The organism is Psychrobacillus sp. FSL K6-1464 (assembly GCF_038003145.1).
GTDB lineage: Bacteria > Bacillota > Bacilli > Bacillales_A > Planococcaceae > Psychrobacillus > Psychrobacillus psychrotolerans.
Window position 1 is genome coordinate 316,581 of record NZ_JBBOOP010000001.1, and the last position, 17,949, is coordinate 334,529.

The window sequence follows — 17,949 nt, forward strand, 5'->3', positions numbered from 1 at the left end:
ATCATTGACTAAATAAAATTTCCTATCTATACTTTACAATACCACTAGGAATTATACAATATCAGAAAGGAGGTAAATAGTCGATGGAATTGCACAAAGAACCATCGCTCAATTTTGGTTTTTCTGATCATCTTTCATATGTTTTTGAGAAAATGATGAAACGACCGTCCTACAAATATTTGTTGTTAGTATTAGGATTACCCTTACATCTTATTATTTTTTTCTTTTACCAATCTAAAAGAAAAAGTGATACATATTTTACTATTCATAAAATAATAAATGAGTCATTACAAACAGCAGGGCTTAAAGAAAAGTTATTAAGTGATTTCAAGGAACAATACGTTCGAAAACATGCTTTCTTTCAGGAAAAAGTGGATGAACAGCAAATGAATCGGGAAGTAGATAGGCTAACAGAGGAACGCTACTCGAAAATACTCGCAGAAAAAATAAATGACGAGTATGAACGTCAGGGTTTAACAAAGCTAAATTATATCTCCTATTTTCAACGTTTATTAAAAAATCCGCTCTTTTTAATTGTTTCTTTTATACCTGGAGTACTGATGTATATATTGCTGTTGTTGTTTAGTAATTTCTTTATCAAATTTATCTTTGAACGCCTAATTATGAGTGTTTTTGTCATTGCAGGTGTCTCGGTGCTAGTATTTACTATTTTATATTTGTCGCCTTTTGATCCTGCTGCAAATCTTTTAGGTGAATCTGCAACGAAAGAGCAAATTGCTTCTTTTAATCATACGTATGGTCTGGATCTGCCTTACTTGCTGCAATTATGGAATGCCGTTAAAGGGATTTTCACATTTGACTTAGGTGCTTCCTTTACTGGAAATGAAGACGTAGCAGCTAGTATTGCTAATAAGTTCCCGATTACTTTAACAATTGCGATTTTCTCACTATTAATGGCTATTGTTATTGCCATTCCAGTTGGAATCATATCAGCTACTAGACAAAATACATTTCTAGATTATTCCTTTATGTTTATCGCATTAATTGGATTATCTATTCCGAATTTCTGGCAGGGCTTAATATTTATATTAAATTTCTCTATTAAACTGCAGTGGTTACCTGCCACTTATAACCCTCAGAATATGTTGTCGATTATTATGCCAGTAATAGTTTTAGGCACAGGGCTTACAGCTTCTGTTGCAAGAATGACTCGCTCCTCTATGCTAGAAATAATAAATGAGGATTATATTATTACGGCAAAGGCTAAGGGGCTAAATGAACGTCAAGTTCTATGGAAGCATGCTATTGGTAACGCAATGATTCCCATTATTACAGTAATTGGATTGTTGTTTGGAGATATGCTCGGGGGAGCAGCTGTTACAGAGAAAGTATTCAATATTAGCGGTATAGGTAGTTATATTGTAGATAAACAGTTTATCCCCGACATTCCTGCCATCATGGGTGGGGTCATATATATTGCTATAACAATTTCATTAGTAAACGTGCTCATCGATATTTTGTATGCGTTTTTTGACCCTCGCATTCGATCTAAGATGAAGCAACTGTAATATAGAAGTAGGTGTAGAGGGTGAACTCGTTTAAAAAACATGCTTTGAAATTGTCTCGAGAGTATACGCAAGCAAACTTTGCATTGGTTCTTTCTATTGTAGTCAGCCTAGTTTTCCTTATAAATAGTTTTAACTATAAAGAAGGAACGATAAAGTCTCTTGTTTTTACGATATTTTTAGTTTATGCATTATTCACTTTGTATCAATTTTTCCTAACATGGAAAATTAAAAAAAATCTTTTGAAATTTGGTGCCATACAGCCAATTACAAGAAAGCTAGGATATATTCAACTCTTAAGTATATTGAGTGCAAATGTTTTTACGGCATCATTTGCTTTTAACTTGATAAAAAACAAAAAAACACCAGATTACACATTTGCTGTATACATGTTATTTACACAGCTTTTCGTAATTGCAATCTCTGCTTTTAATATGTTTAAGCCGTATGTGACAGATACCTTTCTACCCGCAATGGGAATTCTGGTGGGAATCCTCGTTTTTCAAGTAGTAACTTTAATTCTTGTATCAAAGTATGTACAGGATGAATCTGCACCATCTTGGTTTTTGGTCATTGCTATTGTATTGATTGCTTCATCTGTAACTGGTAATTTGTTTAACCTGTTACTTGGTATAAGTTTAATAGTAAAGATACGGAGCCACGATCGTTCAAGAATTATAAAGTGGAACACGATTTGGGGTAAAATCACTCGCAATTCCACTGCGATATTAGGAATGTTCTTCATCATACTTATGCTTTCTCTATCAGTTTGTAGCAAGTATACATTCGATTATGATATGGCGGTGGAAAATGATTATGGAAGCTTGCTTCAACAACCTAGCCTAGAGCATCCCTTTGGAACAGACGATTTTGGAAGGGATCTATTTTCTAGAATTATCTTTGGAGCAAGAATATCTCTACTAGTAGGGTTTGCTTCTACAATTATTCCTCTAATAATAGGGGGGGTTCTTGGAGCAATAGCAGGATATTATACAAAACGTGCGGATAATATTATTATGCGATTGCTAGATATCCTGTATGCAATTCCTGGAATTTTGCTTGCGATTGCTATTATAGCTGCGTTCGGAGCTAACACGATGAACCTGATATTAGCACTTAGTGTTGGTGCAATTCCAAGCTATGCGCGAACGATGAGAGCAAACGTACTCATGGTATCGAACTATGAGTATGTCGATTCTGCACGAGCTTTAGGTGCTTCTGACTTCTCGATTATTTTTAAGCAAATTGTACCTAACTCACTCGCTCCGATGATTGTAAAAGCCACTTTAACAATTGGAGGAGCTGTAATTGCAACGAGTAGTTTAAGTTTTCTTGGACTAGGGGTTGAACCACATATTCCGGAGTGGGGAAATATTTTAAAAATAGGTAGTACTTATCTTGAATCGCATTCCTATCTAGCGATTATACCGGGGCTAGCAATTATAGGTCTTGTATTATCTTTCAATTTCTTAGGAGATGGGTTAAGAGATGCTTTTGATCCAAGAATGGATTAAACAATTATTTAGGAGGAAATGAATATGAAAAAAAGTTTATTGGCAATCCTGATCACTCTAGTAGTGATATTAGCAGGATGTGTAAATACGAAGTCGGACGTTGCGGATAAAGGAAATGATAACAAAGATGTAAAAACAGATGATAGTGCAGTAGCTATTGAACTGTTAGGTATGAGTACTGGGGAAGCGGACATGAATATCGTACGTGACCAACTGATTAAAAATGGTTTTGATGTGAAGTTGAATATCCAACCAGATTACGGTAGCTTTACAGCACAAAAAGATGCAGGAAACTATGACTTAGCACTATCTAGCTGGACAACAGTTACTGGAAATCCTGATTATGCGGTACGTTCACTATTCAAATCAGATGGTGATAACAGTATTATGTCTGATGAAGAAGTAGATAAGTTAATAGAGCAAGCAAGTACAGAAACGGAAGAAGAATTTACGAAGACTTATAAGCAATTAGAACAACGTCTTGTGCTTGATAAAGCATATATAGCCCCTTTATATAATTCGTTCAAAGCACAAGGTGTAAACAAAGAAATTGTAAATGCAGATACAGTAAGACTTGCGAAATCACGTGCAATTGCATGGGAATCTATCGACTTTGTTGATACTTCGAAAAGAGCGACACAACCATTAATAATGCAACAAGCAATCGGAGCACTAACATCTTTAGATCCGATTAAAGGAAATGACGGTTCTATAAATACGTTAAATACAAATATGTATGTAAGACTTGTAAATTTAACAGATGACGATAAAGTAGTCTCAGATGGTTCTTTATCACTTAACCATGTCATTGCGGAAGGAAACCAATCTTATTATTTCCTTCTTCGTGATGATATCAACTTTGCTGCAGTTACAGATGAAAAAGCAGTGGATACTGGGGAACGTGTTGGAGCAGACGATGTAGTATTCTCATTAAACCGAGCTAAAGATGAAAAATCTGTACCAGATCACCGCACATATAGCTTACATGAAAGTATGGAAGAAATAGAAGTAGTAACGGATCTGGCAGAGCTTGATGTAAACCAGTCTGGTAGCGAAGTTACTGTAAAAGAAGCACTTGAAGAGGGCTTAGATGCCAAAATATCAGAATTAGTAGAAGACAAAAATGCAGCTGATAATGCAGCTGGTAAATATCAGGTAGTGAAAATTACAACAGTAAATCCATTCCCACAAGTACTAAATTATTTAGCTCACCAATCTGCAGGTATCGTGTCTAAGAAACAAGTAGAAAGCATTAACACATACGATGTAGAATCATTCGATGTTAACAAAGATATCCCTTATGGGGACCAAAACACCGTTACAGAAGGTGCCAAATATAACAATACGTTATATGCAAGCGGACCTTACATTTTGTCACACAAAAATGATTATGAAGCTATATTCTTGAAAAACCCTGCATATATGACAGGAACGGAAAATGAAGCTAAAATCTCTAATGTAACTGTACGTTTTATACAAGATCCAGATAGCACACTTTCAGCATTACGTAATGGAGAAATTCACATATTCAACGGAGTGCCAGAAACAAAATATGACTTAGTAGAAGGCGATAGCAAGTTAACACTTCAAAAAAGTGACAGTAACGCTGTGTCTTATCTATTGTTCAATACCAAAAACCGTGCAGTATCAGATAGCGAAGATCTAAGAAAAGCTATTCTGTATTCGATTAACCAAGATGAAATTTTAAATTATTATCAAGGAAATAAAAACAAAGCAGTTTCTACTGTAAGTCCACTTGTGGATACTGGAAATGAAGTAGTTGCAGATCCAGCGAAAGTGAAAGAATTCTTAGAGGCTTATAATTCAAGTAAATAATAACTATTAGCGCCAGTTTCTATACAAATTTTGATTTGTATTAGAGGCTGGTTTTTTTATATATAGTATTAGTCGTTGAATGCAGTTTTGATAAAATGGCTAGAAAAAGGATATGGAGATATGCCAAGTTTCCTATTTTCTTAAAGAAATGACTAAAAAAAGTCTAATTATCAACTGGAAATAGTAAAATGTAAGAAGTATGGTAGTGTTTAATGTGGAAGACATGATTTACTAGGTCGTATCTTTTTAGTTGTAGTATCGTTCCTCTTATTTATATGGAGATTACCCTTGAATCAACAATCAAAAAGCATCACTATTGCAACTGGTGATTTATTGGGGGTGCAAAAATGAAATTTCGCTTGTTCCTTGTTTTTATAATTGGATATGCTTTAAGTTTTATTTTATTAACAGATTTATATGACGACAGAGTTCTAAATACGTTATTTAGAGTGTGCTTTGCATTATTTTTTCTATTCGTAATTTGGCTTGTTCAACCTAAAAGAAAAAATAGCGACGATAAGGTTAAAAGAGATTGATGAGGATCAATATAGTTTTGGTCCGTAAAAATCATCGTTCCTTAAAACGAGAATTCAGGGAGGTAAAATGGGAGAATTAGATGTTATCTTAATAATAAAAATGATTATTATTGGGCTAGTGCAAGGCTTTACAGAACCAATTCCAGTGTCATCTAGTGGACACGTAATGATTGCTAGTGAAATCTTAGGGCTAGGTGAACAAGGATTTACATTTGCTATATTAACAAACACAGCCTCACTTTTTGCGATACTTTATATTTATAGAAAAGATATCGCAAGACTTGCAGTAAATTCATTTCTTTATTTGAAAACGAAAAATCGTCGTTATAAGAGTGACTTTCATTTTGTTTTCTTTATCATCATTGGCTCTATTCCAGCGGGTGTTCTTGGAATATTATTAAGTGACTATATTGCAGAAAGTGTTAGCATGACAACAATTGCTGTGATGCTTTTCGTAACGGGGATTGCCTTGTGGGTAATTCGTAATCTGAAAGGTAAAAAAGACGAAAGTGATATTACAATTAAGGATGCTTTTATTGTAGGATTAGGGCAGGCTGTCGCATTAACACCCGGGATTAGTCGTTCAGGTGCAACTATTATTTCCGCAGTTGCTGTTGGAATGAAACAAGATACGGCACTTCGATTTTCATTTATGTTGTATATTCCGGTTAGCCTCGGAGGAGTTATATTAGGTCTTTCTGATTTTCTGAATGAACCGAATAAAGCAGACTTAGCAATTCCGTATTTAGCTGCTTTTATAGCAACACTATTAATGACCTACTTTGCGATGAAGTGGTTTATGGGAATTATGAAAAATGGGAAGCTGGTTTATTTTACATATTATTGTTTCATCGTAGGAGCATTACTTCTAATTTTCTTCTAACGTGCTTTACCGCTTTACTTCAAGAAGGAGTAAAGCTTTTTTTATTGAACTAAACTCGCGAATTAGTTCAATAAGCAGGTATTACTGGAAGAATGTCGAAGTACTTGAATATATGAGGAATACATCTAATGGTATGAGGGAGCGGCAAAACTATATGAGTAAAAAAATTTTTATTTTATATTTTTTAATTGGCATGTTTCTTGTGGTTCCAATTTTAGAATGGCTTGGTATGCCGTCATTTGCAAACATACTAGTTTATTTGTTTGGAGATCCAGATAAAGGAAACAAAATCATTGTATCTCTGTTTTTGCTTGTTTTCTTGATAGTACTGTTTCCTTTTATAAAATATAAGAAAAGCACATAACATCAATTGCTTGATGAGACCAACAGGTAATTTAGTAAAAAAAGAATATCAAAATAAAATGGGTTGGGAGAAAATATCCTAGCTCCATTTTTATGTACATCTTAAATAAACCTCTACCTTTAAAAAGGATGTTTTATTCTTTAAAATAATACTTTGTAAAGTATAATAGGGAAGTATTTAGTTAAAATAATTCCGGGGGGTTAAGATATGGTTTCAAACAAGATGAATGCACAAAAATTGGCTTATGAATACATTAGGGAATCTATGCTTGATGGAACTTACAAAGGCGGAATGAAGCTAGTAGAGGAGCGTCTTGCAGATGAGATTGGTGTTAGTCGTACACCAATTCGCGAAGCAATTAAAAGGTTGGAGCAAGAGGGATTAATTAAGAACAAGCACATTTATAATCCGACAGCACAGGATTTGATATACATATATGAGATGCGCATAGTACTAGAAAGCTTTGCAGCGAAAAGAGCAGCGAAAAATATGACAGCGGAGAAGGTTAAAGAACTTGAGAATACCATACAGGCATCTCGTAATTCGCTTATGGAAGGACAGTCCAAAAATACATATAATGCAAATCAACGTTTTCATGATTTAATTATAAATGAAAGTCAAAATCCAATAATGATTGAAAGATTACAACAAGCTCAGACAATTTTCTATTTGTTTAGTCTAAGGCTGGATATATATAGTCGTCCAAATATAATAGATGAGCATGAAGAAATTTACAAAGCCATTAAGAATAAGGATGAACAACTTGCCGGAGAACTCATAGCTGAACATTTATATAAAGACATGAATTTTACTCTGGAACTTATCGGAAGGAATGGACAGTTTTAAATTATTTATTGGTTAGTCACCAAAAGTAATGATTAAATTGCATTCAAACTTATCTTAAGCAAGAATGTTAAAATTTCCCAGATGATACAAAGCACTAATTTATCTAGTTAGCATATGAATTAGTGCTAAAAACTCACCACGAACAGCCTAAAACCTTGTAGTACTTCCATTGCACCTCTTTTGGGTGTTTTTTTATTTGGGATACTTTTCTACATAGTCCTCGTTTATAACCTTTGCCTCTTTTCTAAACTTCACTATAAATATATCTAATTTCATTCTAAGATTTGTTAAAAATAATCGCACTATCATGTAAAAGCTACAATTCATACTTGGGAAGTACCATCTTCTAAGGTCCCTAATATGTGGTCTTATCATAAAGAAAACTAATCCTCTTTTAAATAACTTAATAAGTTATATCAAACTGTGTGAAAGGTTCTTGTTCATGATTATTTCTTAAAATTTTTAAGGTGTACAAACAACAAAAGAATATAGTAGAATAGATAATGTTGTTTTTGTATACAAAAACATATATTTTGTATACAAAATAAAGTCATCTTTTGAAACGTGTTTTTACTATTGCATAAAAAGGAGAATAAGTATGACGCAATACAATTTAGAAGAACTGAGGATGCTCAATCAAGTGCTACTGGCCCTTTTCATCGTAGCTGATTTTGCACTTTTACTCTTTTTTTATAATAGTCCATTCCCTTGGTTTGCCCTATTAGGTTCTGGGATTGGTTTAGCTATCATTGTTCTTTGTTGGACAGGAAGAAAACACACTATTTTTATAGCTTCATTGCTTACTTTTTCAGTTCTGCATACGATTGTTTACAATTGGAGCTCTATTGTGCATTAAAAGAAAAAATGAAGAATATTTATTAAGCGATTAAATAGAAAACTATTAAATTTATAGGAGGTTTTATTATGTCAGAACAAGAAAAGAATAACACTGTTTTAGACAAACGATCGTCTAGACGGACGTTTATCAAAAATTCTGGTTTGACAGTTGGGGGAGTTGTTTTAGGGGGAGCTTTAGGAAGTCTTCTAATAAAAGATGACAAATCAGCGACCACTACTAAAACTCAAAATCACGCGGCAACACCTAAGGCTAACCCAAATGTAGCTTTAATGTTCTTCACACCAAACCAATATCAAGTTACTCAAGCGGCAGTGGAACGTATTTTCCCAGAAGATGCAAATGGCCCTGGTGCAAAAGAACTTAATGCAGCTATTTATATCGATCATCAGTTGGCTGGCCCATGGGGTTCTAACGTTAAAGACTACCGTTTAGGTGCATTTTATAAAGCAGAAGAAAACCAAGGTCCACAAACGAAGATACTTAGAAAAGATTTATTTCTAGCTGGTTTAGTTAGTTTAGACAAGTATAGTAACGAACAATATGAAGTTGATTTTAAAGAGTTAGAAGCTGCTAAGCAAGATGAAGTTCTACTTTCCTTTAGTGAAGGTAAAGTTGAATTATATGGAAAAGTTTCTTCTTCTCAATTTTTCAATTTACTACGTACATTAACTATAGAGGGTGTATATGCAGACCCAATGTATGGTGGTAACAATGAAATGTTAGGTTGGAGTATGCGTAAGTATCCAGGATCTCGTATGCAATATGTAGCTGAAATACAAGATGAGAAATTTATCGAACTGGAACCACAAAGTTTAAATTCTCATATGGGACATTAATAATAGAAAGGACTGACATATAAATGGTTACAAAATTACCTAAAGTACCTGTTGTAGTAGTAGGAATGGGTTGGGCTGGTGGAATCGTTTCAGCTGAACTAACAAAAGCAGGCATAAGCGTTGTTGGGTTAGAACGAGGTAAAGACCGGACAACAGCTGATTATACAATGGGACATGATGAACTTCGTTATCAACATCGTCAAGAATTAATGCAAGATCTTTCGAAGGAAACTATTACTTATAGAAATACATTATCCGGTAAGGCTTTACCAATGCGTCACTACGGTACATTTATAGTAGGTGACGGAGTAGGTGGTGCAGGTAGTCACTGGAATGGACAAACTTATCGTTTCTTACCTTATGACTTCGAAATACGTACAAAAACAATTGAGCGTTACGGAATCGAAAAAATCCCTGCTTGGATGGAAGGTCTTGAAGACTGGGGTATAACCTATGATGAGATGGAACCATACTATGATACATTCGAAAAAATGGCTGGTATTTCAGGGGAAACAGTAGAACTTTGGGGGAAACGTACGAATCCATACCCAACGCCTCCTTTAGTGAAAACACCATTAATGAAAGAATTCGAAAAAGCGGCAACAAGCTTTGGATACAAACCTTTCGTTATTCCTGCAGCAAACCTTTCTGAAGCATATACAAACCCTGACGGCATCTCTCGTGGAGCATGTCAATACTGTGCGTATTGTGAAAACTTTGGTTGTGAATATGGAGCGAAAGGTGACCCAGCAGTAACGGTAATTCCGGTTGCAAAACAAACAGGTAAGCTAGATCTTCGTACACATTCTAATGTAGTGGAATTAACTAAAAGTGGTGGTAAAGCAAACGGGGTTATTTACGTAGATATGCTAACTGGAGAAAAATTTGAGCAACCTGCAGATGTAGTTGTAGTTGCGAGTTATGTATTCAATAATTCACGTTTACTTCTAAACTCTGGTATTGGTACCCCTTATGATCCAAAAACAGGTAAAGGGACAATCGGTAAAAACTACTGTTATCAGGTAACAGCTGGAGGTTCTCAGCTATTCTTCGAGGACAAAGAGTTTAACCTATATGGTGGCGCTGGAGCATTAGGTATTGAGATTGCTGAATACATGGGGGATAACTTTGACCATGCGGAAGTAGATTTCATACATGGTGCTGGTATTCGTTCAACACAATATGGTGACCGTCCGATTGCAGTAAACCGTGTACCTGCAGGAACGCCAAACTGGGGTGCTGAGTTCAAAGAGAAATCTATTAAATATGCGAATTCAAACTTCCCAGTTAAAACGCAAGGTGCTTCTTTACCACATAAAGAAAATTATCTAGACCTTGACCCAGAATTTAAAGACGAATTTGGATATCCATTATTACGCATGACATATGAATATACAGACAATGACCGCGCGTTGGGGAAATACATGTCTAAGATTACGCGTAAATTTGCAGAAGAAATTGGTGCAGATATTATTGACACAAATGAAGAGCAAGGTCCATTTAACGTAAATAAAGATTCAAATACTCATAATACAGGTGGAGTAATTATGGGGACAGACCCTGAGAAATCAGCGCTAAATACTTACCTACAAATGTGGGAAGCTGAAAACGTGTTTGTTTTAGGTGCATCTGCATTCCCACATAATAGTTGCTTTAATCCAACTGGAACACTGGGTGCACTTTCTTATCGTGCTGCTGAAGGCATTCAAAAATATTTAAAAGAAGGCGGATTACTAGTTAAAGCATAAGTGACAACTAGTTATTCTATAAAAGAACTCTTGACTGGAATTTAATTTGCGGTCAGGAGTTTTTTTGTGTAAATATGTATATGATCTGACTACAAAAATATGTCGGCTCTATAAATTTGAGAATAATATAGCAACAGACTTGTACAAAACTCACTGAATATAGTAAAAGAATTCTCTCTTAATGTGTATGGACATGCTGGAATGTTCAAGAGTATGAACGTATACATCAAAACATTACCGCTTGGGTGAAAGAAATAGAAAAAATTAGAGCTGAGCAATAAACAAATCCCTATGACGTATACTATTATACTTAGTGTGCAGCATAGGGATTTCATGTGGCAGATTGTTGGAACATTAACGTTAACTTCTGTAGTATTAACAAAGAAGATACATTGTCCTTCTTAGGAAGACTAGTAAAGGGGTTAATAAAATGAAACAAAAATACGAAAAGATTTTTCAAGAATTTACGTTTTCATCAGGTGTAAAAGTAAAAAATCGAATTATGGTCGCTCCAATGACTCACTATTCCTCGGAAGAAAGTGGGGAAGTATCGGAAAGAGAGTTAGCCTATTATAAAGAGCGCTCTGGTGGTGTTGGTACATTTATCACTGCTTGTGCATATGTGATCAAGGGTGGTAAAGGATTTCCAGGGCAATTTAGCATCGATGATGATAAATTCCTTCCAGGATTGAAAAAACTAGCTCAGAGCATTCAATCGAATGGAACAAAAGCTATTATTCAAATTTATCATGGGGGCAGACAGTCTCCGGCCCAGTTATTACCAGATCAGCAACCCGTTTCAGCAAGTGCTGTTGCTGCGGAACGTGAAGGTGCAATAGTTCCGAGAGAGATGACAGAGGATGAAATTAAGCAGACAATCCAGGCTTTTGGAGATGCTACAAGAAGAGCAATAGATGCAGGCTTTGATGGAGTAGAAATCCACGGAGCTAACACTTACCTGTTACAGCAGTTCTTCTCGCCGCATTCAAATAGAAGAGAAGATCAATGGGGAGGTTCCCTTGAGAATCGTATGAAGTTTCCCATGGCAATCGTAGATTCTGTTAAACAAGCAGTAAGGGAACATGCAAAAACACCATTTATTGTTGGTTATCGAATTTCTCCAGAAGAGGGCAGTAACCCTGGGATTCAATTGGAGGATACTCTTCAATTCGTAGATAAGCTAGCTGATCAGGGCTTAGATTATCTACATGTGTCTGTGAATCATTTCTGGAATGGTTCCTTCCGTGAAGAAGATAAAACAGAGTCAAGAATTATTAAGATACATGAAAAAATAGGGAATCGGACTCCGGTAGTTGGAGTAGGTTCATTGCATACACCGGATGAAGTAGTCGAAGCGTTAGAAACGGGAGTGCCTTTCATTGCGTTGGGTCGAGAACTTTTAATGGAACCAAAGTGGATGGATAAAGTTCAAGCTGGCCAGGAAGATCAAATACGTAAAACTCTTTCGAGACAAGCGCAAGAAGAGTTAGTTATCCCTGATCCATTATGGGATAGACTAGTAAATGTAAAAGGTTGGTTACCAGTAGAAGATTAAAAGAGTCGAGAAAAGTGATAATCACTTTTCTCGACTCTTTTTTAGTAAGGGAATTAGATTGGTAAAAGGAATAACATAAAATTCAATGTAGTTCAATTATCTTATAAGGTGATTAACTTTGGTAGTCGAAATAATTAGTCCTTCGTGTCATTAAAGGTATACATAAATTGAGCTATATAACCCTATTATAATACTAATTAATCAAATATTCATAATAAATTTACTATTTAAATTTCGTTTGTTATTCTAGTAACAGTTCTAAGAATTAGAAGAAGGAGTGATATGTATTGAAGAAAAAAATGGTTAGTACAATAGGTATTTTAGGGCTATGTACAAGCTTGGCTTTTCCTGTTTATGCTGCGGATTTGGTTAAACAAGAAACACATCATCATGAATACTCTATCTCTGGTTTTATCAGTCATGGTGAGCTCCAAAAAACACTCCAACAACTTGAGAAGACAAGTAATGGAGTTGTACAGGTAGAGGTCGTTGGTCAATCCCATAAAGGGTTGGATATATACACTGCCAAAGTTGGAACAGGTGACAAAGTTATTCTTCTTCAAAGCGAAATTCATGGTAACGAAAAAACTGGTACAGTCGCTCTTTTAAATCTCTTAAAAAGCCTTTCCACAAATTCAAAAGAAGCAAAGAAAATCCGTGAAGAAGTTACGATTGTTTTCATGCCCATGATGAATCCAGATGCATCTGAAGCGGACAAACGACGTAATAGTATGACATGGGATGAAGCAGTGAGAGATTTCCCACAACTGGCAAGCGCTAAACCTTCTTGGAACTATTTAGACCGAGGGATTAGTCAAAGCTATAACTATGGCGAGAATCCAGGTTTCGATGTGAATAGGGATTTTAATCCAAACTTAAACTATGTCCCAGAGGCGCAAGACTTCCCAGGAGCATCTAACAAGCCAGGTTGGTTTATCACACCTGAATCACAAACTTCTCGTGATGTATATAAGGCATTAAAAGAGGAGTATGGAAATGTAGATGTCTTTGTGGATTTACATCATCAAGGGATATACTATGTGGATGGCACCTCGGATGAAGTAACGCTGTCACTATCCGCACAGTTTGTTCCAGATCCGAACACACCTGAAGGAGCGAAATACGCCCAATATGCTGATAACTACAACTATGATTTTTCAAGACAATTGAACGTTGCAGCTTATAACGAACTTCAATCTTATGGTAACTCAAAGTTCAAGAATATTTCACTCTATTCTCAAGGGCTTGATCTCCCGGGCACAGCTCTTGGAAGCTATGCGCTGAATGGTAGTGGAACTGTGCTTTTTGAGGTGAAAGGTCAGACACAAACAATGGGGCAGAAGCAAAAAGGACAACTTGTTAAATCGGTTGAACGTGGACTAGAAGCAATTATTAAAGGCGTCGCAGATGGTTCTGTAGAAACATTGAATCCGGAAGATTATGAGAAGATTCCACTAACATCTATCAGACCTTCTTGATGTTTTGAATTAAATAATATTCCTACGTAATGCCCATTCTGTAGGATAAATTTTGATGAATAAATATGCCCGTAAATTCCAAATAAGGAGCATTTCCCGTAATTAAAATTGGTAATGTGCTCTATATTTAGGGTCCAACTGATAGGCGTTATAGTTACCTATTGAGGATGAAAAAGAGCCGTGAAAAGTGATTAAACACTTCTCTCGGCTTCTTTCCTCTGTATATCATGATGGAGTATTTCACATAGTGAAGGTGTTTAAATGGAGTTTTTCATTTTACAGGACTATGATTAGAGTAGATTATCATGAAAAAGGAGTTGCTAAAAATGGGACAATCATTAAAAGGAAAAGTGGCATTTGTAACGGGAGCAGGAAGAGGTATTGGCGAAGCGATAGCTATTGCTTTAGCAAAAGAAGGAGTAAACGTTGGATTACTTGCAAGAACAGAGGAAGCATTAAAGGGTGTAGCTGAAGAAATTGGTACCTTAAATGTTAAAGTAGCTTATGCGCCAGCAGACGTTTCTTCATTAGAAGAAGTGAAACAAGCAATAGAAAAACTAACTAGTGAATTAGGAACTGCCGATATATTAATAAATAATGCAGGAATTGGTGGCTTTGAGAAACTAGTAGACACAGATCCTGTAGAGTGGAAAAAGATTATTGATGTTAACTTAATGGGTACTTATTATGTAACACATACAGTACTTCCACAACTGATTGAAAAAAATGGAGGAGATATTATTAACATCTCTTCAACAAATGGATTAAATGGTGCGCCTGGTTCAAGTGCATATAGTGCATCTAAATTTGGGGTTATTGGGCTGACAGAATCATTAGCTCAAGAAGTCCGCCGTAATAATATACGTGTGACCGCATTAACTCCGAGTACAGTCGTAACAGAGCTAGCTACCAATTCTTCTTTAGTGGATAAAGATAAAATCGACCAATTTATGCAACCAGAAGATATAGCTGAGTTCATTGTGTCACAACTAAAATTAGATCCGAGAATTTATGTGAAAACAGCTAGCTTATTAGCAACAAATCCTTTCTAAATAAGTCACTTTAAAAAGACCCATTCCTAGAGGAATGGGTCTTTTGTGTGTAACTTTATTAGCGTCGTTCTATTGGCATAGAGCAACAGCGGAAGGAACCACCTGATTTTATGATTTCCGAGAAATCGACCTCTATCACTTGATAGCCATGCTGCCTCATTTGAAGATTAACGTCATGATTAATTGGTAAACTGATTACTCGATTTTGTCCAATAGATAATACATTGGTACCCATTGAGAACTGCTCACTTTTGCTCACTTCGATTAAATTATACATACTCGATAATAGCTCCACCATATTTTTGTCGAGCGCATCAGGAAAAATCAATGCATCTTTTGCAGAGAGAATATTGAATACACAGTCAAGGTGCAGGTATTTTGGGTTAAAAACAATAGGTAGGATATCGAAATCTGTTAGCTCTTTTTGTAAAACTTTAATAGCGTCCATAGATGTACGATGGCCAATCCCGATAAACACTCGATGGCCATCCACGATAACATCGCCACCTTCTATGGAGTGTTCAGAAAGCTTTTTGTAAAAGATGTCATGTTCATTCATCCAATGAGCTAACACTTTCTCTTCACCCTGACGAATCGGATTTGCCATTTCGGAAATAAACAAATGATTGCCCAAGGTAAAGCCTATATCTCTTGTGAAAACTTGTTCGGGATGGTCTTTGCTTGGTGTTAATTTAATTACTTCCACACCGGCATTCTTTAAGGCTTTTTCAAATTGTTGATGTTGTGAAATAGCAAGTGAACGGTCAATATTATCATTTACATATTGTTTCTGAACATCATTAATTACTTCTTTTATTTCCATATATTGAGGTTCGCATAAGACGACTTTTTTTAGTGTTTCATATTCACTTTGACAATGTATTTGAGATTGATCTTGAATTATTTTTACCATAAGGAATCCTCCACTTTTTTTAATTCATTCTTCTTTTCTATTCCCTATATTTTTCATTGTATAACCTTTTTCAGTGAAGTTTATTTGAATTTTAATATCATTGTTTTAGGGAATTTAAGATTGGGTAAAGACAAGACTAAGAGATGTATGAATAATGATTGTGGAGGCGATTGTATGATTACAAAGGAACAGGCATTATTGACAAAAGAAGATTTTCATACTAGAACCGACTTACCAAATTGGCTGTATAAGGAATATGAAACTTTCCACAACACAGTAACGGATAAGACGTTTCCTTGTTTTTTTGGAATGAGTGGAGAATTGAAAGGCGAGCTTCGTTATGCATATATTAGCCAAGAAGACTGGAGTAATCTACCTTCTGCAGTGGAAGGCTTTCTAGATCTGTTTAAATTACCAAATTACAAAAGACATGGTCTCTTTGTATTTGTAGAGCCTTTTGAGCAAGAGGGTTCTATCGAGGATTATCGTAAGCAATTTTGGGATATCCTTCAATACTTACATGAAATGGATGAAGTTGAATGGCCAGAAGACAGTCCACGCGACCCTGATCATCATTTATGGGATTTTCGATTCAATGGAGAGCCAATCTTCGTGTTTGGAAATGCTCCTGCATATAAGAAGAGAAAGACACGTCACTTAGGGAATGCAATGGTTCTTGGATTTCAGCCTCGCAAAATCTTCGAAGGACTAGAAGGAACTGAAAAGGGTGGTATTATGTCGCGTGAAAAGGTTCGTAAACGAGTAGAGGTTTGGGACCAACTTCCTAAGCATCCAGATATCGGCCACTTCGGAGATCCAACACATAATGAATGGAAGCAATCCTTTATTGGGGATGATATTGAACCCATTCAAGGAAAGTGTCCTTTCCATCATAAATTAGAAGCTTAATATTAAGTCCCATCTGAAATTTCCTTGAAGATGTGGGTGTTAAATAGACCAATTTAAAATGGTGGTCAATAAATACTCCGTCACACAAAAGGAAATTTCTTTTTATTTTGTCTTTTTCATGACATATGCCTTGCAAAAATAAATGTTATAGCGTAAAATACAATTAACAAATAACAAACTGTTAATTAAAATAAAGAACGAGTACTATAATAGAAAGGCAGGTACTATGATGGGGAAATATAAGTCGGAAGAAGAAATGTTAGAGAATTACGATGCAAATAAATATAAAACACCCGACGGATATACAAGTGATATTGCCGTATTTACCATCATTTCAACTGAGGTAGAAAAGCATAAACCACCTGTAAAAGAATTGAAGTTGATGTTGATACAACGAGCAGCAAAGGATGCAGAGGGCGAGCCAAATGTAGAAGGTAGTAAATGGGCATTGCCAGGTGGTTTTGTTCAGCCAGATGAAACAGCATTTGAAGCAGCTTCGAGAGAACTTGAAGAGGAGACAGGGGTAACCAATCTCAAGATGAAACACTTTGGCACTTACGATAAACCTGGACGTGACAAACGTGCTTGGATTATCTCCAACGCGCATTATGCGATTGTACCAGAAAACCAGTTAGTCAAACGCAAAGCAGCTGATGATGCTTCGGATGTACAGCTATTTAACTTAGAAGAAATCAGTCAGTTAGAGCTCGCTTTCGACCACCAACAAATAATTTCAGATGCCATTTGGATTATAAAGAAAGATATGGCTCTTACTACATTAGCAAAAAACTTTTTACCGAAAGAATTCGTATTGTCGGAATTACAGGGCGTACTATTAACGGTATTGGATGATTCCTGGATTAAACTTGATTCACAGTTTTTTAGAAAAGCACCATCCTTGCCATTCATTGAAAAAGTAATGGATGAAGGGGAGTTAAAAAAATCTAATAGATGGTCTAAAAACAAAGCACAATTATATAGATTTACCGATTTCGAGCCTTTTGTTTCTATCTATAATGCAAATTATTAATTTTTTTCTATGTATTAATTAACAATTTAACAATTGATGATTTATTTAATATAAAGGAGCGGAT

Annotated in this window: 16 protein-coding genes; 15 read left to right on the forward strand and 1 reads right to left on the reverse strand. The window is 35.6% G+C overall.

The window, feature by feature from the left end; translation table 11 throughout:
• Positions 1 to 83 precede the first annotated feature (83 nt).
• From MKX39_RS01605 to MKX39_RS01665, 13 genes are all read left to right on the forward strand, one after another.
• Complete coding sequence (locus MKX39_RS01605; protein WP_340768012.1) at positions 84 to 1,529, forward strand: ABC transporter permease; 1,446 nt, start codon at positions 84 to 86, stop codon at positions 1,527 to 1,529.
• Positions 1,530 to 1,549: 20 nt separating this feature from the next.
• Positions 1,550 to 3,040, forward strand: coding sequence for an ABC transporter permease (locus MKX39_RS01610; protein ID WP_340768013.1), 1,491 nt, complete (start codon positions 1,550 to 1,552; stop codon positions 3,038 to 3,040).
• A gap of 24 nt (positions 3,041 to 3,064) precedes the next feature.
• Entirely contained in the window at positions 3,065 to 4,876 is a 1,812-nt protein-coding gene (locus tag MKX39_RS01615; RefSeq protein ID WP_340768014.1) for an ABC transporter substrate-binding protein, read from the forward strand.
• Positions 4,877 to 5,223: 347 nt separating this feature from the next.
• Positions 5,224 to 5,412 carry a hypothetical protein gene (locus MKX39_RS01620; RefSeq protein WP_093536278.1) on the forward strand — a complete coding sequence of 63 codons (189 nt, stop codon included), beginning with the start codon at positions 5,224 to 5,226 and terminating at the stop codon, positions 5,410 to 5,412.
• Between the two features lie 67 nt (positions 5,413 to 5,479).
• Positions 5,480 to 6,295, forward strand: coding sequence for an undecaprenyl-diphosphate phosphatase (locus MKX39_RS01625; protein ID WP_340768016.1), 816 nt, complete (start codon positions 5,480 to 5,482; stop codon positions 6,293 to 6,295).
• 154 nt (positions 6,296 to 6,449) lie between these two features.
• Complete coding sequence (locus MKX39_RS01630) at positions 6,450 to 6,659, forward strand: hypothetical protein (RefSeq protein WP_340768017.1); 210 nt, start codon at positions 6,450 to 6,452, stop codon at positions 6,657 to 6,659.
• Positions 6,660 to 6,866: 207 nt separating this feature from the next.
• Positions 6,867 to 7,505 carry a GntR family transcriptional regulator gene (locus tag MKX39_RS01635; protein WP_340768018.1) on the forward strand — a complete coding sequence of 213 codons (639 nt, stop codon included), beginning with the start codon at positions 6,867 to 6,869 and terminating at the stop codon, positions 7,503 to 7,505.
• Positions 7,506 to 8,103: 598 nt separating this feature from the next.
• The gene (locus tag MKX39_RS01640; protein ID WP_340768019.1) at positions 8,104 to 8,361 is read left to right on the forward strand and encodes a hypothetical protein; all 258 of its coding nucleotides are present in this window, start codon (positions 8,104 to 8,106) and stop codon (positions 8,359 to 8,361) included.
• Between the two features lie 68 nt (positions 8,362 to 8,429).
• A complete protein-coding gene (locus MKX39_RS01645; RefSeq protein WP_340768021.1) occupies positions 8,430 to 9,200 on the forward strand; it encodes a gluconate 2-dehydrogenase subunit 3 family protein in 771 nt (256 codons plus the stop codon).
• 23 nt (positions 9,201 to 9,223) lie between these two features.
• The gene (locus tag MKX39_RS01650; protein WP_093536268.1) at positions 9,224 to 10,948 is read left to right on the forward strand and encodes a GMC family oxidoreductase; all 1,725 of its coding nucleotides are present in this window, start codon (positions 9,224 to 9,226) and stop codon (positions 10,946 to 10,948) included.
• A 430-nt stretch (positions 10,949 to 11,378) separates the two neighbouring features.
• Complete coding sequence (locus MKX39_RS01655) at positions 11,379 to 12,503, forward strand: NADH-dependent flavin oxidoreductase (protein WP_340761267.1); 1,125 nt, start codon at positions 11,379 to 11,381, stop codon at positions 12,501 to 12,503.
• A 287-nt stretch (positions 12,504 to 12,790) separates the two neighbouring features.
• On the forward strand, positions 12,791 to 13,981 hold the full coding sequence (locus MKX39_RS01660; protein ID WP_340768022.1) for a M14 family zinc carboxypeptidase: 1,191 nt from the start codon (positions 12,791 to 12,793) through the stop codon (positions 13,979 to 13,981).
• A 326-nt stretch (positions 13,982 to 14,307) separates the two neighbouring features.
• Positions 14,308 to 15,033, forward strand: coding sequence for a 3-ketoacyl-ACP reductase (locus MKX39_RS01665; protein WP_340768024.1), 726 nt, complete (start codon positions 14,308 to 14,310; stop codon positions 15,031 to 15,033).
• 58 nt (positions 15,034 to 15,091) lie between these two features.
• Here MKX39_RS01665 and MKX39_RS01670 read toward each other — a convergent pair whose 3' ends face one another.
• Entirely contained in the window at positions 15,092 to 15,946 is an 855-nt protein-coding gene (locus MKX39_RS01670; RefSeq protein WP_340768025.1) for a dimethylarginine dimethylaminohydrolase family protein, read from the reverse strand.
• A 174-nt stretch (positions 15,947 to 16,120) separates the two neighbouring features.
• On the opposite strand from MKX39_RS01670, the gene MKX39_RS01675 reads away from it, so the two are divergent.
• Complete coding sequence (locus tag MKX39_RS01675; RefSeq protein ID WP_093536260.1) at positions 16,121 to 16,855, forward strand: YqcI/YcgG family protein; 735 nt, start codon at positions 16,121 to 16,123, stop codon at positions 16,853 to 16,855.
• 229 nt (positions 16,856 to 17,084) lie between these two features.
• The gene (locus MKX39_RS01680) at positions 17,085 to 17,885 is read left to right on the forward strand and encodes an NUDIX hydrolase (protein ID WP_340771304.1); all 801 of its coding nucleotides are present in this window, start codon (positions 17,085 to 17,087) and stop codon (positions 17,883 to 17,885) included.
• The last annotated feature ends 64 nt before the right edge of the window (positions 17,886 to 17,949 follow it).